17 protein-coding genes are annotated in these 18,443 nt (G+C 63.7%); 2 read left to right on the top strand and 15 right to left on the bottom strand.

The window, feature by feature from the left end:
• The first annotated feature begins 29 nt into the window (after positions 1-29).
• Together DK391_RS07660 and DK391_RS07655 are read left to right on the top strand one after the other, a co-directional pair.
• Positions 30-788, top strand: a complete 759-nt coding sequence (locus tag DK391_RS07660) for a sulfite exporter TauE/SafE family protein (protein ID WP_109477392.1) — start codon at positions 30-32, stop codon at positions 786-788.
• Between the two features lie 15 nt (positions 789-803).
• Positions 804-1,718 carry a LysR substrate-binding domain-containing protein gene (locus tag DK391_RS07655; RefSeq protein ID WP_109477391.1) on the top strand — a complete coding sequence of 305 codons (915 nt, stop codon included), beginning with the start codon at positions 804-806 and terminating at the stop codon, positions 1,716-1,718.
• On the opposite strand, the gene DK391_RS07650 is transcribed toward DK391_RS07655, so the two are convergent.
• The 15 genes from DK391_RS07650 to DK391_RS07580 all read right to left on the bottom strand — a co-directional run bounded on the left by DK391_RS07650 (position 1,652) and on the right by DK391_RS07580 (position 18,443).
• The gene (locus tag DK391_RS07650; protein ID WP_109477390.1) at positions 1,652-3,409 is read right to left on the bottom strand and encodes an FAD-binding protein; all 1,758 of its coding nucleotides are present in this window, start codon (positions 3,407-3,409) and stop codon (positions 1,652-1,654) included. The two genes, DK391_RS07655 and DK391_RS07650, sit on opposite strands and share 67 nt — an antisense overlap.
• Before the next feature lie 19 nt (positions 3,410-3,428).
• Positions 3,429-4,052: a fumarate hydratase C-terminal domain-containing protein gene (locus DK391_RS07645; protein WP_109477389.1), complete on the bottom strand. Its 624-nt coding sequence runs from the start codon at positions 4,050-4,052 to the stop codon at positions 3,429-3,431.
• 26 nt (positions 4,053-4,078) lie between these two features.
• On the bottom strand, positions 4,079-4,948 hold the full coding sequence (locus DK391_RS07640) for a fumarate hydratase (RefSeq protein WP_109477388.1): 870 nt from the start codon (positions 4,946-4,948) through the stop codon (positions 4,079-4,081).
• Positions 4,949-4,984: 36 nt separating this feature from the next.
• Entirely contained in the window at positions 4,985-5,365 is a 381-nt protein-coding gene (sdhC, locus tag DK391_RS07635) for a succinate dehydrogenase, cytochrome b556 subunit (protein WP_109477387.1), read from the bottom strand.
• Positions 5,362-5,694 carry a succinate dehydrogenase gene (locus tag DK391_RS07630; RefSeq protein WP_109477386.1) on the bottom strand — a complete coding sequence of 111 codons (333 nt, stop codon included), beginning with the start codon at positions 5,692-5,694 and terminating at the stop codon, positions 5,362-5,364. The genes sdhC and DK391_RS07630 overlap by 4 nt, the downstream gene beginning before the upstream one ends.
• Entirely contained in the window at positions 5,691-6,419 is a 729-nt protein-coding gene (locus tag DK391_RS07625) for a succinate dehydrogenase/fumarate reductase iron-sulfur subunit (protein ID WP_109477496.1), read from the bottom strand. Before DK391_RS07625 ends, DK391_RS07630 begins: the two co-directional genes overlap by 4 nt.
• Positions 6,420-6,559: 140 nt before the next feature.
• Positions 6,560-7,522: a DmsC/YnfH family molybdoenzyme membrane anchor subunit gene (locus DK391_RS07620; protein WP_109477385.1), complete on the bottom strand. Its 963-nt coding sequence runs from the start codon at positions 7,520-7,522 to the stop codon at positions 6,560-6,562.
• Positions 7,523-7,561: 39 nt separating this feature from the next.
• The gene (locus tag DK391_RS07615) at positions 7,562-8,314 is read right to left on the bottom strand and encodes a 4Fe-4S dicluster domain-containing protein (RefSeq protein ID WP_109477384.1); all 753 of its coding nucleotides are present in this window, start codon (positions 8,312-8,314) and stop codon (positions 7,562-7,564) included.
• Positions 8,315-8,352: 38 nt separating this feature from the next.
• On the bottom strand, positions 8,353-11,304 hold the full coding sequence (locus DK391_RS07610; protein ID WP_109477383.1) for a molybdopterin oxidoreductase family protein: 2,952 nt from the start codon (positions 11,302-11,304) through the stop codon (positions 8,353-8,355).
• A gap of 184 nt (positions 11,305-11,488) precedes the next feature.
• Complete coding sequence (locus tag DK391_RS07605) at positions 11,489-12,496, bottom strand: galactitol-1-phosphate 5-dehydrogenase (protein ID WP_109477382.1); 1,008 nt, start codon at positions 12,494-12,496, stop codon at positions 11,489-11,491.
• Between the two features lie 19 nt (positions 12,497-12,515).
• Positions 12,516-13,280, bottom strand: coding sequence for an SDR family oxidoreductase (locus DK391_RS07600; protein ID WP_109477381.1), 765 nt, complete (start codon positions 13,278-13,280; stop codon positions 12,516-12,518).
• A gap of 33 nt (positions 13,281-13,313) precedes the next feature.
• The gene (gene hisD / locus DK391_RS07595; protein WP_109477495.1) at positions 13,314-14,627 is read right to left on the bottom strand and encodes a histidinol dehydrogenase; all 1,314 of its coding nucleotides are present in this window, start codon (positions 14,625-14,627) and stop codon (positions 13,314-13,316) included.
• Between the two features lie 192 nt (positions 14,628-14,819).
• Positions 14,820-16,214, bottom strand: a complete 1,395-nt coding sequence (locus DK391_RS07590; RefSeq protein WP_109477380.1) for an MFS transporter — start codon at positions 16,212-16,214, stop codon at positions 14,820-14,822.
• A 53-nt stretch (positions 16,215-16,267) separates the two neighbouring features.
• Positions 16,268-17,191, bottom strand: a complete 924-nt coding sequence (locus tag DK391_RS07585; RefSeq protein ID WP_109477379.1) for a 2-dehydro-3-deoxygalactonokinase — start codon at positions 17,189-17,191, stop codon at positions 16,268-16,270.
• Positions 17,192-17,258: 67 nt separating this feature from the next.
• Positions 17,259-18,443: a mandelate racemase/muconate lactonizing enzyme family protein gene (locus DK391_RS07580; protein WP_109477494.1), complete on the bottom strand. Its 1,185-nt coding sequence runs from the start codon at positions 18,441-18,443 to the stop codon at positions 17,259-17,261.

Genomic DNA, 18,443 nt, shown 5'->3' with positions numbered 1-18,443 from the left:
CACGCCAGGGCTGATGCCACGGAGGCCGGTTGCTGAGCGCCGATGTCGCGCTGCTGGTGATCGGCGGCAGCGCCGTCGCCGGCTTCGTGTCGGGGCTGGCGGGCTTCGCCTTCGGCCTCGTCGCGATGGTGTTCTGGGCGTGGACGCTACCGCCGCAAGCCATCGGGCCGATGCTGGGGGTCGGCTCGCTGGTGGGACAGGCGCTTACGGTACATACGGTGCGCGCGCAGATTCGCCCGAAGCTGATCGGTCCGTTTATCGCGGGCGGTTTCATCGGCGTGCCGATCGGTGCAGCGCTGTTGCCCATCATCGATCCCGAAGGGTTCCGGATCGGCGTGGGCGTGCTGCTGATTGTGTATTGCGGCCTGATGCTGGCTGCGAAGAACCTACCCGCCGTGACGATCGGCGGTGCATGGGCCGACGGCGGCATCGGTGTGATTGGTGGCGTGCTGGGCGGCATTGCCGGACTGGTCGGTCCCGCGCCGACCGTGTGGTGCATGTTGCGCGGCCATAGCAAGGACACGCAGCGCGCGATCTGCCAGAGCTTTTTCATCGCGATGCAATCGCTCACGCTGGTTACGTATGCGCTGACGGGGCTGATCGGTCGGCAGACGCTGGTGCTGTTCGCGTGGATGTTGCCGTCGTCGCTGCTGTTTGCATGGCTCGGTTCGCGGCTGTATGTGCGGCTGTCCGATACCGCATTCAGGCGCGTGCTGCTGATGCTGCTGTTTGCGTCGGGTGTCGCGTTGCTCGGTTCGTCGCTCGCTCACGCGTTACACACGCATTGAAACGATGACTGCCAGATGAGTGCAATCCGCTATTTCGTGACCTTTCTGTCCGTCGCGCGCCACGGTTCGTTCGCCGCTGCCGCCGACGAAGTGTGTCTGACGCAGGCCGCCGTCAGCCTGCAGATGCGCTCACTGGAACGCGATCTCGACATCGTGCTGTTCGAACGCAGCGCGCGTTCGATTGCGCTGACGGAACAGGGGCGCGCGATCGTCCCACTCGCGGAGACACTAGTCGCCGATTACCGGCGCATTCTCGCCACTGCCGAACGCGATGAACTCGCAGGCGTCGTGCGGATTGGCGCGCTGGTGTCGTCGTTGATGGGCGCGTTCGCGGACGCCATGCTCAACCTGAAACGGCGCTATCCGAAGCTCGAACTGAAACTCTTCACAGGTTTGTCGAGTGACTTCACGACACGCGTCGAAAACGGCGAACTCGATGCCGCTATCGTCACGCAATCGCCCGCCGGCTTCCCTGCCACGCTGAAATGGACCGTGCTATACAGCGAACCGATGGTGCTCATCTCGCCCGCCGAAGACCCGCGCACGGAGATCGCTGCGCTGCTGCGCGAGCCGTTTATCCGCTTCGACCGGCAGACGTGGACCGGCGCGCTGATCGACGACGCATTGCGCGGGCTCGACGCCTCCGTGCGCGACATCATGGAATTGAACTCGCTCGAATCGATCTGCGAGATGGTGAAGCGCGGCTTCGGCGTGTCCGTCGTGCCGCGCCTTGCGAACGCGAACTGGAACCGCGAATCGGGCTTGCGCGTGACGGCGCTGCCCGAACGCATCGCGCCGCGCCGCGTCGGCCTGCTCGAACGGCGCGAGCATGCACGCGAAGCCTTCACGGATGCCGTCAAGCGTCATTTCATCGGCGCCGCCGACACTTCAGCGGGCGCATCGACGGACACCGCATCGAGCAGCGACTGACCCGGACGCACGCGCGTGAACCGCACGCGCTCACGGCGCGTTTCGAGTTCACCGTCACGCAAACGCAGACACATGTATTCCGACGTATCGAGATCGCCCGCTTCCGGAAAATCCTCACGATAATGCGCGCCGCGCGAATTCTCGCGCATCAGCGCCGACTCGGTGATGGCCCGGCTCACGAGCGTCAGGTTCTGCAGATTGAGCCAGTCGTGCCACGACAGATTGAAGCGCAGATCGCGTCCATCGATGCCCGTGCGATCCAGTTGCTCGCCGATGTCGATCAGCGCATCGCGCGCGCGCTGAAGGCCCGCCGCGTCGCGCAGAATGCCGACGTCGTTCCACATCAGTTCATAGAGCGCTTCGCGGATCGCTTCAAGATTGCCCGTGGGCAAACCGAACGGCTTCGTGCATCGCTCCATAGCGCGTTCGATCTGCGCTGCGTCGGGCGTATCGAACCGGCCGAAGCGCGGCACCCAGTCGGCCAGCACATCGCCGGCAATGCCGCCGAACACGGTCGAATTCGCCACGCCATTGCCGCCCAACCGGTTGGCGCCGTGCACGCCGCCCGCATCCTCGCCGGCGACGAACAGGCCCGGCAGCGTGGTCGAACAGTCGCCGTCGAACATCACGCCGCCCATCATGTAATGCGCGGTCGGCACGACTTCGACCTGCCCGCCGGCCAGATCGAAGCCGCAATCCGCGCAGCGCTCGACCATGCCCTTGAAGCGCTGGCGCACGCTGTCCGGTCCGAGGTGATCCATGCGCAGCCAGACGCCGCCATTGGGCGTTGCGTTGCCCGCGCGCAGTTCGCGGAAGATGCTGCGCGAGACGATGTCGCGCGTCGCGCGCTCGCCGCGATCGTCGTAGCGATGCATGAAGCGTTCGCCGTCGCCTGTCAGCAGATAGCCGCCTGCGCCGCGCAAGCCATCTTCGAGCACCGTCCCCGTCATGCGCGAGTGCGTGCCCGCGAGCAGGCCCGTCGGATGAAACTGCACCATCTCCATGTCGCGCAGCGTGAGACCCGCGCGCATCGCCATCGCCATGCCGTCGCAGCTCTTGTCGCCGCTCGGCGTGTGGTACTTGTACATGGTCGGGCCGCCGCCCGTCGCGAGCAGCACGGCCTGCGCGCGCACGAACACGAATTCGCCGCTACGCATGTCGATCATCAGTACGCCCGCGAGCCGGCCGCCCTCCTGCGTTTCGATGAACTCGACGGCGCGGTGTTCTTCCAGCCGCGCGATGCCGCGCGCCCATACCTGTTCGGCCAGCCGGTTGATGATTTCGATGCCCGTCTGATCGCCCTTGTGCACCGTGCGATCAAACGTCTGTCCGGCGAACGCTTTCTGTTTCAGCGTGCCGTCGGGATTGCGGTCGAAGAAGCAGCCGAGTTCGTTTTCGAGTTCACGAATGCGCTCGACGGCACGCGTCACGAGCGTCCATGCGAGATCCTGGTTCGACAGCCATTTGCCGCCTTCGATCGTATCCATGAAGTGCCGCTCGATCGAATCGCCCTGCGCCAGCGCGACGTTATAGCCGCCTTGCACCATGCGCGTACAGCCGCATTTGCCGAGCAGTCCTTTCACGGCAATCGTGATACGCAACTGCGGCGCGGCGGCCTGCGCGTGCAGCGCGGCGAACAGACCCGCGCCGCCGCTGCCGAGAATCAGGATGTCGGTATCGATCTGCTTCATGTGCGTGCCTTTGCGTCAATCAAGATTGCGCCGTATCGCCGATACCCAGCGATGCAAGCACGGCATTGCGACGTTCGCGCGTTTCCTGCTGCACTTTCGCGTAGACGCTGCCGCCGTGACTGTCCATCGCGACCAGCAACGGACCGAACTCGCCGATGCTGAAACGCCATAGCGATTCAGGGTTCAGATCGTCGAGATCGACGTCTTCGATACGGTTGATCCACGTCGTCTCCAGCGCCGCCGTGCCACCGACAATCGCCAGATACACACCGCCAAACCGCATGAACGCATCGCGCGACATCGCGCCCAATCCGCCCTTGCCGATCACGATGCGCACGCCGTATTGCTCCATCAAAGGCGCGGTGAAGCGCTCCATGCGCGCGGACGTGGTCGTGCCGATGCAGACGGGTGCATAGCCCGCGGGATAATCGTCCGATACCGGCACCTTGCGCACGTTCGGCGCAGTGTGAATGACCGCGTGACCGCGCAGATCGAAGCGCGTCGTGCGGCCGCGATCGAACATGTGAATCTGCGTGGCGTCGCGAATCCCGAACAGCGTCTGCATCAGCGTGACGGTATCGCCGATGCGCAGCGCGCGAATCTGTTCTTCATCGACGGGCATGGAGAGCGTGGTATGTGTCATGGTCTTCCTCGCGCCATCAGGCGTGATCAGTAGCCGTATTCAACGCCTGATGCCGTCAGCGTCGCGCGTGCGCGGCGCGCCGAATGGCATTGCATGTTGACGGCCACCGGGTTCATCGTGATGTGCGTCGCGGCCAGTTCGATATGGACAGCGAACGCCGTGGCGTCGCCGCCCAGCCCTTGCGGTCCGACGCCCAGCTGGTTGACAGCCGCCGACAGTTGCGCTTCGAGTTCGGCCGCAGCGGGATCGTCCGAATGCGTACCGAGTGGCCGCGTAGCGGCACGCTTCGCCAGCCACACGCACAGATCCGACGTGCCGCCGATGCCCACGCCCACGATGGTCGGCGGGCAGGTCTTGCCGCCCGCTTCCACCACGCAATCGACAACGAAGCGCCGGATCGCGTCGATGCCTTCGGCGGGAATCGCCATCTTGAGAAACGATTTGTGTTCGGAGCCGCTGCCCTTCGGGATCATTTCGATGGCGAGCGTGTCGGCGGTTGCGTCGAAGTCGATGTGAATGGCGGGCATCAGCGGCCCGCACGATGTGTGTTCGTTGCGCCGCGTGAGGGGATGCACGACCGACGAGCGCAGCGGGTGTTCACGCGTCGCGCGTTCGCAGCCACGCCGGATCGCTTCCTTCAGCGCCACGCCGTCGAGCGACACGCCGCGTCCGATCGTCACGTTGTAGATCGGCAGGCCCGTGTCCTGACAGAGCAGATTGTCGTTATCTTCGGCGACCATGATGTTGGTGCGCATGGTGCCGAGCACCTGGCGCGCGGTCGCGTCCGACTCGTTCTGTTCGAGTCGCGCGATGCCTTCCTTGATGTCGGGCGGCAACTGCTTCAGCGCGCGGATGTAAAGCTGCTTGGCGACTTCTTCGACCTGCTGCATGTCCATCTGTGTGTCTCCTTATGGCCGGTCGGCGCGACACGGTTACAGGCTGAGCGATAACGCGAACGCCAGCCCGACCACCAGCGCGCCGCCCGCTGTCGCCGCGATCAGGTTCTTGCGCAGACCGCTCCACGGCCGGTATTCGATCAGCAGAATGCGCACGCCGCCGATCAGATGCGCGGCCAGCAACGTGACGAGTCCCCATTCGGCAAACATGAAAACGGGCTGCCGCGTGACAGCGAGAAACGAATCGAACGATGCGGCACCTTGCAACGCCGTGCCGAGCGCCCAGAAATGCGCGGGCAGAAAGAACGCGAGCGCGAGACCCGACAGCCGGTGCACGAGGAAAGCCCACCACGCAGGATGATTGCGCGCACGGAAATCGGCGCGGCGGCCGCGCGTGTGCAGCGGTGCAACGCTCATAGCGGGCCTCCCGTCAGCGCATGAACTGCGCGCAGACCGGCCAGCGCCAGCGCAATACCGATCACGACGCTCGCCACATGCACGCTGCGTCCACGCCATTGCAACCATTCCTGCGCAATGCGCCGCAGCCCGACGGGCACATGCGCCGCCGCTGCGAGCACGAAGACCGCGTAGAACACGGTCCACGCGAGGTTGCCGTGCAGCCGCGCGAGAATCGTCGCGGAATTCAAGCCGCCATGCACGGCGTAGATCATCGTTCCGAGGTGTACCGCGACGCACAGCGTCAGGATCATCGCGGAGATGCGTTGCACGCGCCATGCGTCCATCATTGCCCACCTCGCCGCGGCGCGCGGCCGCCCATGCGCTTGAGTCCTGCGATGCTCGCGGTCGGCTGCAAGGCCTTTGGGCAGCGCTCGGTGCACGAGCCGAGCGTATGACACGAATGACAGCCCGCATCGTTCGATACCGCCTGCATGCGCGCGTGCTGCTGGGTGTCGCGCACATCATTGACGAGCGTCCATGCGCGGTTGAGCGCAGCCGGGCCGAGATACTCGCGATTCCATGCCACCACGTCGCAGCTTGCATAGCAGACGCCGCAACCGATGCATTCGATGCCCGCATCGGCTGCGCGCCGCTCGACAGAAGCAGGATCGACCTGCGCGACCGATTGTGCGCGCGTGCGCTCGCCCTTGAAATAGCCTTTCGCGTCGCGCCATTTGTCGAAGAAGTCCGTCATGTCGGTGGCCAGATCCTTGACGACGGGCAGATGATTGAGCGGCGCGATTTCGAGCACGTCGTCGGGATTGGGCAGCACTTTGGTGACGTGCGTGCGGCACGTCCAGCGCGCGCGGCCATTGACCGTCATCGCGCATGAGCCGCACATGCCGACCCGGCAAGCAAAGCGATAGGAAAGTGTCGCGTCGATGTGACGCTGGATATGGATCACGACATCGAGCACGGTCTGGCTTTCCATGCGCGGCACGTCGAAGCGCTGGAAACTGCCTTCGTCGGCACCGCGCCAGACGTCGACCTTGAGTGTAGTGGGGACTCGCATGCTGACCTTGTTATGGATCGCGCCCAATCCGGGTGGAACGCTGAAGCCAGTCTAAGGTCCGGCAGAAGCAGGGAAAAGCCAAAGATTCTTGCGGCGAGCACAAGGAACGCTTGTGCTCGCGCGCGCAGCAAGCTCAGAGATTACGCCTGCCGGTAATAGAGATTTTGTGGATGCCGCGCTTCCGCAAAGAAGAACCAGCGCTCTGCAACCAGACCCGCATACTGGACCACGGAAGCCACGCACAGCAGCGCGCATGACAGACCAAGCGGACGCACACTGCCGCCACACGCGATCAACACGAACGGCACCGCAAACGCTGCTATGAGGAAGGTCCATTTGATGTGCTTCAACGTCTGCGGCGTCTTGCCATGAAAGAACTCGCGCAGATTGAACGCGCCTGCCGTAAAACCGCGCGACTTCTGTTCGACACGCTCGGCGCGGATACCCGTCGCGCTCTGCACGGTCGATTTCGGCCGCAGCCGCGCGTTACGCCGCAACGATGCCCCGCGCGACACGCAGCCGGCCAGCGTCAGCACGCATGCGCTGGCTGCGAGCGGCACGATCAGCGCAGGCGCGAGCCAGGTCGCGCACGTCGCCGCCAGCGTAAAGCCCGACGCACAGCCGAGCAGCGCAAAGTTAACGAGCGTGAGCGGCGTCGCCCATTCCTGCAGGAAGCGCAGACACGCGTAGATCATGCCCGTGCAGACGAACAACAATGCACTCGCCAGCACCGCCACGGCGCCGATCGCAAGCGTATAGGGCGACGCATACAGATGCGCGAGGCCGTAGGCAAACGTGCAGGCAAGAAACGCGGGCAGGCACAGACATTCGCGCGATAGCCACGACGTCCGCCACATCGCAATGGCGCGCCATGCGCGTTCGGGGTGCCCGAGATGGAAGAACGACGCGATCAGACCCAGCACGCCGAGCACGCAAGCGAACGCGGTGCCAACCACGAAGAACATCGGCGGCACGCTGTCGATGCCGCCCATACCCACCAGGCCGAGGCGCGCCGCCGCCTCGACACCGACCAGCGCGATCAGCAAGCCTTGTCCGGCGCCGCTCAAGGTCGTCAGAAACACCACCGAAAATGCCGGATTCATTAGTCCGCTCCTTTTTTCAGTCAATGCGATTGGCGTGCGTCACACCCGCGTCGCGATGGACGCGAGATGCAGCGTGCCATGCTCCAGCTGCGCTTCGACGGAGACGTCATCATTCCGTGTGGCCGAGCTGCACCCACATGCGCCGCCCGCATCGCCCTGCGCCCCGCCGCATGAGGTGACTTTCCTGCGCGGCAGATAGTGATTCGACGGACGCGTGCCCCATTCGGGCATCAACTGGTAGCCGTCGCGCTCGCGTATCGCCTTCGATACGTCCGAATCGGGATCGTGAATGTCGCCGAAGATACGCGCCGATGTCGGACACGCGAGCACGCAGGCCGGCTTGCGATCGCGCTCGGGCAGCGCTTCGTTATGGATGCGGTCGCTGCATAGCGTGCATTTGGTCATCTCCTTGCGGCCTTCGTCGAGTTCGCGCGCGCCGTAAGGGCAAGCCCACGCACAGTACTTGCAGCCAATACATCGGTCGTAATCGACCAGCACAAGGCCGTCTTCCTTGCGCTTGTAGCTCGCGCCCGTCGGACAGACGGGCACGCACGGCGGGTCTTCGCAGTGCAGACACGACTTCGGAAAATGGATCGTCTCCGCCAGCGGAAACACACCGGCTTCGAAGGTCTGCACGCGGTTGAAGAACGTGCCGGAAGGATCGGCGTCGTAGGGACGAAAGTCCGACAGACTGCCCGCCTCGCCCGATGTGTTCCATTCCTTGCAACTCGTCACACATGCGTGGCAGCCCACGCACACGTTCAGATCGATCACGAGCGCCATCTGGGTCATCGCCTGTCTCCCCGCTTCATTTGCGTTTCAATGGCAGTTCATTTGCGCGTCGTGCCGCGCGAGCGCAGCCGCGCCGCGAACTCGCCACGCCCCGCGAAATACGTCTGCACGATGCGCTGCACGACGCCGCCCGACGTGGCACCGACGACGCCCGGCACGGCAGGCATCGGCGCGAATTGCGGCAGCGTGTGATCGGCATCGGCTTCGGCGGGATAGATGCGTACGCGCACGTCGTACCATGCAGCCTGACCTGTGATGGGATCGGAGTTCGAGGTGCGCGCTTCGCGTGGCGACGTGCCGGCATCGGTCACGGGAATCTCGTCGGTGATCAGATGATTCAGCAGGAAGCCGCGTTGCGATTCGTTGGCATCGGGTCCGAGATTCCATGCGCCCGCCGATTTGCCGATCGCGTTCCACGTCCATACCGTGCCTGGCTCGACGGCTTCGCTGTAACGCGCGAGGCAGCGCACCTTGCCCCATTGCGATTCGACGTAGATCCAGCCGCCGTCGTCGATGCCCTGCTCCGCTGCCGTGCGCGGATTCACGTACAGATAGTTCTCGCCGTGGATCTGCCGCAACCAGGCGTTCTGTGAATCCCACGAGTGATACATCGCCATCGGCCGCTGCGTGATTGCGGCGAGCGGATAACGCGTGTGATCGGTGGTGGCGTGTTCGAGCGGCGCGTACCAGAACGGCAGCGGATCGAAGTACCTGTCGATGCGAGCACGCAGCCGGTCCGGCGGCTGTCGTCCCTGAGTCTTGCCTTGCGCCGCGAGACGGAATTTCTGCATCACGTCCGAGTACAGTGCGATGATGATCGGCTCGCTGAACTTGCGAAAACCTTTCTCCACCGAGAACTTCAGATACGGGCCATTGCAGTTGCGCATGTACTGCATCGTTTCAGGCAACGTGTAGTGATACACGCAGTTGTTCTGCGCGTATTTTTCCCACTGGTTCGGGTTCGGCTCGCCGACCAGTGCGGCATCGCCGTCCTTGCCGCGCCAGCCCATCAGGAAGCCGACGCCCGAACCCGGCGCCGTCTGATGGCCGATGATGAACTCCTCGTAGCCGCGATATTTGCGCTGGCCATCGGGCGTGGTGAACGCCGGGAATTTCAGGCGGCTCGCGAGTTCGACCAGCACCTCCTGGAACGGCTTGCATTCGCCCGTGGGCGGCACGACGGGCACACGCACGGAATCGACGGGTCCGTCGAATTCGGAAATGGGCCGATCGAGCATCGACATCGCGTCGTGCCGTTCGAGATAGGTCGTGTCGGGCAGAATCAGATCGGCAAACGCCGTCATCTCCGACTGGAACGCGTCGCACACCACGATAAACGGAATCCTGTACTCGCCGTTCTCGTGCCGGTCCGCCAGCATCTTGCGCACTTCGACGGTATTCATCGACGAGTTCCATGCCATGTTGGCCATGAAGATCAGCAACGTGTCGATGGGATACGGATCGCCGCGCCATGCGTTGGTGATGACGCTGTGCATCAGGCCGTGCACGGCGAGCGGATAGTCCCATGAGAACGCCTTGTCGATGCGTACGGGCGCGCCGTCGTCGTGGATGAAGAGATCCTCGGGTGCGCCCGGCCAGCCGAGCGGCCCGTTGGCCAGCGGCGTGTTGGGCTTCACGTCGTCGGGACTGTTGGGCGGTTTCGCCGCCGGCGGCACCGCGCGCGGATACGGCGACTTGTGACGAAAGCCGCCGGGCCGGTCGATCGTGCCCAGCAGCGACATCAGCACGGCCAGCGCGCGAATGGACTGAAAGCCATTCGAATGCGCGGCGAGTCCGCGCATCGCATGAAAAGCGACGGGCGCGCCCTTCACGTTGTCATGTTCGACGCCCCACGCGTCCGTCCATGGAATCGGCAGCGTGATGGCGTGATCGCGCGCGACCTCGGCCATTTCGCGCGCGAGGCGGCGAATCGTATCGGCGGGAATGCCGGTGATGTCCGCAGCCCATTCGGGTGTGCATGACGCGACGCGTTCGCGCAGCAGCACGAACGACGGCGCCACGGGCGTGCCATCCGCCAGCGTGTAACGGCCTTCCAGCGCGGGACGCACGCCGGGCGCATGATGCAGCACCGCACGCTGGCTGACGGGATCCCACCACATGTGATTGCGCGGAAAGAGCGGATTGCCGACTTCGGCCGCTTCGTCACGTACGAACAGACCATACGTATCGCTTTCGGTGCGCATGTCGAGCAGTTCGCCCGCATTCGTATAACGCTCCACGAATTCGCGGTCGTAGGCGTCGTTCTCGATCAGTTCGCGCGTGAGCGCCATGAACAGCGCGCCATCCGTGCCGGGCCGGATGGGCACCCATTCGTCCGCAATGGCGGCATAACCGGTGCGCACCGGGTTGATCGCGATAAAGCGTCCGCCCGAGCGCTTGAACTTCGAGATCGCGATCTTGAGCGGATTCGAATGGTGATCTTCCGCGGTGCCGATCATGAAGAACAGCTTCGCGCGGTCAAGGTCGGGCCCGCCGAATTCCCAGAACGACCCGCCGATCGTGTAGATCATGCCCGCCGCCATGTTCGCAGAGCAGAAGCCGCCGTGCGCCGCGTAGTTGGGCGTACCGAACTGCTTCGCGAACAGGCCCGTCAGCGCCTGCATCTGATCGCGTCCGGTGAAGAGTGCGAACTTCTTCGGATCGGTGGCGCGCAGATGGGCGAGACGTTTTTCGAGTACGTCGAATGCCGTTTCCCACGACACGGGTTCGAACTGCGCGCGCCCGCGCGGCGCATCGGGCTTGCGCATCAGCGGCTGGGTGAGGCGCGCGGGCGAGTACTGCTTCATGATGCCCGACGATCCTTTCGCGCAGATCACGCCATGATTCAGCGGATGCTCAGGATTGCCGTCGATATACCGCACTTCGCCGTCACGCAGATGCACGCGGATTCCGCACCGGCAGGCGCACATGTAGCAGGTTGTCGTCTTGACTTCGAGCTTTTCGTTCTGCGTGCGTGGGTCGTGCTGCATCGAGCCCTCCCGATGGCTGACTTGTCATGTGGCGACGTCGCGGTTTTTTCAGCGCCGCTGTCTTCGTGCCTCCATCGTAGACAGAGCCGCGACATTAAAAAAGTCGCGAATACCGATTGGAAATATCGTGGCGACTGATACTTTCAATCGCATTCGATCGCGCGCGCCACCTTTCTGATTGAAATCATGCGACGGGAATAAGCAGCACTTTTGCGGACGCAGCCTTGCCCGTATGCAGATCGGCAAACGCCTGTGCGCCATCGGCGAGCGGCCTTTCATCCAGCCACGCCAGCGTGCCGAAAGCGCCTTCGTGCAAGGCGGCGACTGTCGCGCGGAGATCGGCCATCGTGTACGTGTAGGTGCCGAGCAGCGTGATTTCCGCCAGCGTCAGCTTGCGCATATCGATTTCGCTCGCCCAGTCCTGTAAGCCAATGTGCATCATCACGCCGCCCGGCTTCACCGACGCCAGCGCCGCCACGCGTGTCGCCCGCGCGCCGACGGCGTCGATGACGAGATCGTAGTGATCGGCGGGAGGCGGGTCTTGCAGCGGATCCAGCGTGTGACAGCTTGCGTGTTGCGCGGCCGAGCGGCGCCGCGCCTCGTTGGTTTCCGCCACGGTGACGGCGCGGCAACCATACGCGCGCAGCAGCAGCGCGGACAACAGGCCGATCGCACCGCCGCCGATTACGAACACGCTGCATTCCGGTAGCGGACGCATCAGTGCGCGCATCGACAGATTGATGGCATGCAATGCGGTCGCTGCCGGTTCGGTGACGGCGGCGATACGGGCAGGCATGTCCTGCGGAATTGCGACGAGGCTTTTTGCAGGAATCGACATGTATTCGGCAAAGGCGCCGGGCCGTGTCATGCCGACCATCGTACGGTTTGCGCACAGGTTGTCGCGACCTTGAACGCAGTATGCACAGATGCCGCAGGTGATCAGCGGATTGCCCGTCACGCGCTCGCCTTCCTTCCAGTTGGGGTCGCGGCTCTCTGCGATCGTGCCGGCGAATTCGTGGCCGAGCACGAGTCCCGGCTTGCGGCGCGGATCATGTCCGTGGAATGCGTGCATGTCCGAGCCGCAAATGCCGACGGCATCGATCTTCAGGATCACTTCACCGGCTTCAATGGCGGGGAAATCGCGATCTAGCAACTGCACTTCGTTGGGCTGGGTGTAGACGAGTGCTTTCATGGTTGGGCGTCCTGGCTGGTCAACGCGCGGTGTAGCCGCCATCGATCATGATGGTCTGGCCAGTGATGTAGGCGGAGGCATCGCTGGCGAGAAACACGGTGAGTCCGTCGAGATCGTCGAGTCTGCCGTTGCGGCCTACGCAGGTTTGCGCGGCGTGCCGGTCCGCGAGCGCTTCGTCGGCGAACACGGGCGCCGTCAACGCCGTCGGGAAGAAGCCGGGGCCGATTGCATTGCAGGTAATGCCATGTCTGCCCCACGCCTGCGCAATGGCACGCGTCAGCTGGACAACGCCGCCTTTTGCCGCGCCGTAGGGCGCGCTGTCCGCGAAGGCGCGATACGACTGCAACGAAGCGATGTTGATGATTCTTCCCCAGCCGCGCGCTTTCATCTGCGGAGCGAGCGTCTGCGTCAGAAAGAACGGCGCGCCCAGATGCAAGGCAAGTTGCGTCTGCCAGGCTTGCGGCGTCACCTCGTCGAATGGTTGACGCAGATTGACGCCTGCCGCATTCACGAGGATGTCGATATGACCGTGTGCATCGAGCGCGCGTTGCGCGCATGCAGTCGCGGCCTGCTCATTGGACAGATCACACGCGATGGCGGCCGCGGCGATGCCGTCATGCGCGAGTGCGCTGACGGCTTCGTGCAGCGCCGGTTCGCGCCGCGCGACCAGCACGACACGCGCACCGGCGCGCCCGAGCGCACGCGCCATCGCGAGACCGATGCCGGCATTGCCGCCCGTGACGAGCGCGGTTCGCCCTTCGAGACTGAACATCGTAGCTTCCATCGTGCACTCGCGATGAGTTGAAAACGTCGGCGCTCAGATCTGTACCGCTTCGCCCTTTTCGAACTGTTCGTCGGGGAAGTATTTGTTCAGCCGGGCGTCGGCGGTGCGCGCATGCGCCTCCATGCCTTCCAGCCGCGAGATGCGCGCCGTCACTTCGCCGATGCGCCGCGCCGCGTCGCGTGTCATGCGCTGCCAGGTCAAGGTCTTGACGAACTTGTGCACCGACAGGCCGCCTGAATAGCGCGCGGCGCCGCGCGTCGGCAGCACGTGATTCGGGCCGCTTGTCTTGTCGCCGAATGCGACGGTGGTCTCTTCACCCAGAAATAGCGATCCATAACAGGTCAGCCTGTCGAGCCACCAGTCGAGATCCGCCGCGTGCACTTCGAGATGCTCGGACGCGTAACGGTCCGACACTTCGACGATTTCTTCCCGCGTATCGCATACGATCACTTCGCCGTAATCCCGCCATGCAGCCGACGCCGCATCGCGCGCGGTGGGCGGCAGCGCGTCGATCAGGCGCGGCACGCGTTCGATGACTTCAGCGGCCAGCGCTGGCGAGGTCGTGAACAACCACGCCGGCGATTCGTGCCCGTGTTCCGCCTGACCGACCAGATCGCTCGCGACGATGGCGGGATCGGCGGTGTCATCGGCGATCACGGCGACTTCCGACGGCCCTGCGAACACGTCGATGCCCACCTTGCCGAACAGCGACCGCTTCGCCTCGGCGACGAACTTGTTGCCGGGGCCGACCACGACATCGGCGGGCTTGCCTGTGAACAGGCCATAGGCCATCGATGCAATCGCCTGCACGCCGCCCAGTGTCAGCACGATGTCGGCACCTGCCGCCTGAAACGCGTACAGCACATAAGGATGAATGCCCTCGCCCCGAAACGGACTGGAACAGGCGATCACGGTCTTCACGCCGGCAGCCTTCGCGGTCGCCACGCCCATATAGGCAGACGCAATGTGCGCGTAGCGCCCGGCGGGCGCATAGCAGCCCACCACGTTGACGGGAATCACTTTCTGGCCGGCGATCACGCCCGGATGCAATTCGACCGCGAAGTCTTCGATGGAGCGCCGCTGCGCCGTCGCGAAGTCCGTGACCTGCCTGACCGCGAAATCGATGTCCGCGCGCACGTGCGGCGGCACAGCGCGGCACCGTTGCTCGATCTCGGCGGGCGGCACGACGATCTCGCCGTCCCAGTGATCGAGCTTCGAGGCATAGGCGCGCACCGCCGCCTCGCCGCCCGATTCGATCGTGGCCAGCATGTCGCCGACCACTTTCTGCGCCGCCGCCGTCTCCGTTTCCGGTGTTTTGGCGGCACGCTTCACATAAGAGATGCTCATGTGTGCTCCCGACGTAGGAAGGCCGATCACATCGATCGATGCAACCGTCACTGCAATAAATGCAAGCGCTTGCATTCAATGTAGCGCAATTGCCGGAATGGACGCATCAGTATTGATACCTAGTGGGGGTTCGGCACGTGACAACGGCGAGCTATCGTGTGGGCTTGCGCCCACACGGTGCATTCGAGCCGCTTAGACAGCATCGATCCGTCTGATCGTCCCAATCGACGCATAACAGACGATAGCCAGCAACGCATGCGCGCCGACGAACACGAGTGCACCGCTGAACGAATGAAGCGTATGCACCAGGAATCCGATTGCAATCGGCGTGACAACACCTGACACGCTGCTGAACGTATTGAACACCGACGCGTTCAGCCCGGCGGCATTCACAGGCGACGTATCGCTGATCACGCACCATCCAAGCGCGCCGAAGCCTTTGCCGAAGAATGCGATTGCCATGATGACGACCACGAGCCAGTCTGCGTTCACGTAATTGCACGCTACGATGCCCGAGGCCATCAGCATGCCCGCGTATATCGGCACCTTGCGCGCGACCGTCAGCGAGCGGCCCCGGCGCAACAGCAGATCCGACAGCATGCCTCCCAGAATGCCGCCCGTGAATCCGCAGATGGCAGGAATCGACGCGAGAATCCCGGCGCGCAGAAGCGGAATATGTCTTTCCTGCACGAGGTAAACAGGCACCCACATGATGAAAAAGAAACTGAGCGTGCTGATGCAGTATTGAGCCAGTGAAATCCCCAGCAGTACGCGGTTTCGCAACAGCCGCCCGATCTGACCGAACACCGCCCCGCGCGAATCAGATGAAGCAGATGAAGCGGACGATCCGCCATGCTGTCGCCGCCCATCCATATCGAGTGTGCCGCCTCCCACTTCGATGAACTCGCGTTCAGCGCGCGTCAGACGTGGATGTGCGAGCGGCGCTTTCAGCCTGAGCGCGAACAGCGCGCCCGCCGCGAGGCCGATCACGCCCATGGCGAAAAAGACCGAGCGCCAGCCGAGACTGGCAGCGAGCAGCGCGAGCGCGGGTGTGAATGCGGCAGCCGCGAAGTACTGGGTCGCATTGAAGATCGCCGATGCCGTGCCGCGCTCGATGGCCGGAAACCATGCGGCCACGATCTTCGCGTTCGCCGGATAACAGGGCGCCGCCGCCATGCCGACCAGAAAGATCAACGCGAAGATCAGAGCAGGCGCCGCCTGCTGGCCGAATAGCGGTACCAGGCCGACACACGCAGTCGCCAGCGACCACAGGAAAATCGCACCCGTATAGGTGCGCTTTGCGCCAAAGCGGTCCAGCGCCCACCCGCCTGCCAGCTGGCACAACGTATAAGCCCACGCGAACGACGAGAAAATCCACCCGAGCTGAATGTGATTCAGGTGCAGTTCGGCGGACATCGGTGTGCCCGCAACCGACATCGCCGCGCGATCGGCAAGATTGATCGTCATGACGATGAAGATCAGGCCGATCACTTCGTAGCGAATGCGCTGCGCCGCATACTCGCGCACCTTCGCAAGCAGGCTGGTTCCGGCAGAACCCTGGATACGGCGTGTCGGCTCGATGTCCATGTGAGAAGTCCGCAGCGTGTGAAGAGGTCTTCAGGCAGAAACTGTCCGCTTGCTCAATGCGCGCTTCTATCGACGATCCCCGCCTCCTTCGCGATGCGCACGTGCCCGAGCACGGTTGCTCCGTCTATCGCCCGTTCCGTGCGCAAGCCCGCCATCTCCAGCGCCCACTCGTAGCGCCGGCACAGATCATCGTCGCCGATCAGCACGACCGGGCGCGATGCGTCCGGCAAGTACACGGCCCGCGCACTCGCCACTTCGACACCGATCAGGATGCCCGACAGATAGTCCGGCAAGCCGGCGGGCGCCATCTCATCCATCAGGCGTGCCGTGCGCGCAGCGAAGACCACATGCGTCGCCTGCTCCGGATGTTTGAGTCCGAGTGCGACGCCTGCGCGAAAGGCTTCGTCGTCGCGCGTGCCGAACTCCATCAGGCGCCCAAGAATGCCGTGTTTCGTCAACAGGCCATACAGTTCGCCCGTCATGTAGGTGGCGAAGTGCGTGATGGTCGAATTGTCGTCGACGAATACCCATTTGTTGTGCGTGCCCGGCAGCACGCAAAGACTCTGCGGACCGACGCCCGCGCCCCAGATCTGCGTCTCCTCGCCGCGCATCACGTCGTGGATCGAATCGACACCACCGCAGCGCACACCGGGGATGATGTGCATGTCCACCTTGTCGGCGACGCGCAGCGTGGTGAAGGCGTGCGCAGCGGCGGCGGGCGTAGCCGGACACGCGAGATACGGCGCTTCGACCCAGCCCTGACGGCTGCCGATCATGCCGCTCGCCACGATCGGGCAACCATGCATGTCGATCCAGTCCTCGCAGATCGCATTCAACGGAGTATGAAAATCGCGGTCCTTCACGGTCATCACGCCGCCTGCGGCGCTGCGGCTTTCCATGATCGCGCCGTCGGCGGCAACGAGAGTCGCGCGCAAACTCGACGTGCCCCAGTCGAGGCTGATAAAAGATGGCTTCATGTCCCACACCCCTGCTTGATTGAATGAAATCCCGTCATGGCCACCTTGTGCGCCATGACGGGCAATATCAGCCCGCTTTGCTCTTTCGCACGTACTGCCAGACCTGCTCGCCTGGCTCGATGCCCAGTCCCGGCCCTTGCGGCAACTGAAACACGCCGTCCGCGCAACGCATCGCCGTATTCACATAGCGAAGGTTGCGGTCGAAAACGGAATGCTGGTATTCGTGCATCGGTGCGTTCGGCAAGGCAGCCGTCGCGTGCAGGCTCGCCGCCTGGAAAATGCCGATGCCGATGGTCGCGTGCGGAATCACTTTCATATGGAAGGCGTTCGCCATGCGTGCGATCTGCATGAACTGGCTGATGCCGATATGCCCCATCTCCGGCTGGATGATCGACATCGAACGCCGCTCGAGCCGCGGACGATACTCATAGACCGTGCGCCATTCCTCGCCCAGCGCAAGCGGTACGCGAATCTGTTCGCCCACACGCGCCTGGCCTTCGAGATCTTCGGGCTGGCAAGGCGCTTCGATGAAATACGGCCGCCAGCGCGCCAGCTGATCCGCAAGCTGGATCGCTTCCTGCGCGGTGAATTTCCAGTGCAGATCGACCATGATCTTTGCGGTATCACCGAGTCCTTCACGCAGCGCACGCATCTCTTCGACAATGCCGTCGAACGACACGGCGGCGTGATACTTGAACGCGTTGAAGCCCTTGTCGACGAACGAACGCGCAAGCGCAACGCGATCGCTCAGCGTGCGGCCCGGCAAGCCCGACACGTACGCGGGGATCTCCTGCTGACGCTGCCCGCCAATCAGCTTGACGACGGGTTGCCCGACCAGCTTGCCGAACAGATCCCAGCTCGCAATATCGACGCCCGCGATCGCATCCACGTAAAAACCACCGAAGAAGCCGCGCACCCGCATCAGGTTGTACAGATCTTCCTGAATCACGACGGCATCGCGCGGATCGCGGCCGATCACGGCGGGCCCGAGCACGTCGTCGATGATGGCCGTGACAGCTTCAGGCGCGACGATGCCGTAGGTTTCGCCCCATCCCACGGTGCCGTCTTCGGCAGTGACGCGGATCAGCACGGACATGTCCGTGGTCGGGTAGATGGTCCCGTTGCCTTTGCGGATCAGATAACCCCGCGAATTGACCTGCTCGTCTTTGCCGAGTCCACCGAGATACGGCTCGTCGCGCGGAATCGAGACGATGAACGATTCGACGCGGGTAATGGCGGGTACGTGAGTCAT

It is taken from the genome of Paraburkholderia sp. C35 (genome assembly GCF_003121405.1).
Lineage (GTDB): Bacteria > Pseudomonadota > Gammaproteobacteria > Burkholderiales > Burkholderiaceae > Paraburkholderia.
The sequence above is the reverse complement of the archived record's forward strand: the minus strand, read 5'-3'. Positions and strand labels throughout refer to the sequence as shown.

What these genes read in the sequence shown, in the direction of transcription:
- DK391_RS07655 (WP_109477391.1), top strand. Translation starts at nt 804, where the DNA reads ATGAGTGCAATCCGCTATTTCGTGACCTTTCTGTCCGTCGCGCGCCAC.
- DK391_RS07650 (WP_109477390.1), bottom strand. Translation starts at nt 3,409, where the DNA reads ATGAAGCAGATCGATACCGACATCCTGATTCTCGGCAGCGGCGGCGCG.
- DK391_RS07645 (WP_109477389.1), bottom strand. Translation starts at nt 4,052, where the DNA reads ATGACACATACCACGCTCTCCATGCCCGTCGATGAAGAACAGATTCGC.
- DK391_RS07640 (WP_109477388.1), bottom strand. Translation starts at nt 4,948, where the DNA reads ATGGACATGCAGCAGGTCGAAGAAGTCGCCAAGCAGCTTTACATCCGC.
- sdhC (WP_109477387.1), bottom strand. Translation starts at nt 5,365, where the DNA reads ATGAGCGTTGCACCGCTGCACACGCGCGGCCGCCGCGCCGATTTCCGT.
- DK391_RS07630 (WP_109477386.1), bottom strand. Translation starts at nt 5,694, where the DNA reads ATGATGGACGCATGGCGCGTGCAACGCATCTCCGCGATGATCCTGACG.
- DK391_RS07625 (WP_109477496.1), bottom strand. Translation starts at nt 6,419, where the DNA reads ATGCGAGTCCCCACTACACTCAAGGTCGACGTCTGGCGCGGTGCCGAC.
- DK391_RS07620 (WP_109477385.1), bottom strand. Translation starts at nt 7,522, where the DNA reads ATGAATCCGGCATTTTCGGTGGTGTTTCTGACGACCTTGAGCGGCGCC.
- DK391_RS07615 (WP_109477384.1), bottom strand. Translation starts at nt 8,314, where the DNA reads ATGACCCAGATGGCGCTCGTGATCGATCTGAACGTGTGCGTGGGCTGC.
- DK391_RS07610 (WP_109477383.1), bottom strand. Translation starts at nt 11,304, where the DNA reads ATGCAGCACGACCCACGCACGCAGAACGAAAAGCTCGAAGTCAAGACG.
- DK391_RS07605 (WP_109477382.1), bottom strand. Translation starts at nt 12,496, where the DNA reads ATGAAAGCACTCGTCTACACCCAGCCCAACGAAGTGCAGTTGCTAGAT.
- DK391_RS07600 (WP_109477381.1), bottom strand. Translation starts at nt 13,280, where the DNA reads ATGGAAGCTACGATGTTCAGTCTCGAAGGGCGAACCGCGCTCGTCACG.
- hisD (WP_109477495.1), bottom strand. Translation starts at nt 14,627, where the DNA reads ATGAGCATCTCTTATGTGAAGCGTGCCGCCAAAACACCGGAAACGGAG.
- DK391_RS07590 (WP_109477380.1), bottom strand. Translation starts at nt 16,214, where the DNA reads ATGGACATCGAGCCGACACGCCGTATCCAGGGTTCTGCCGGAACCAGC.
- DK391_RS07585 (WP_109477379.1), bottom strand. Translation starts at nt 17,191, where the DNA reads ATGAAGCCATCTTTTATCAGCCTCGACTGGGGCACGTCGAGTTTGCGC.
- DK391_RS07580 (WP_109477494.1), bottom strand. Translation starts at nt 18,443, where the DNA reads ATGACTCACGTACCCGCCATTACCCGCGTCGAATCGTTCATCGTCTCG.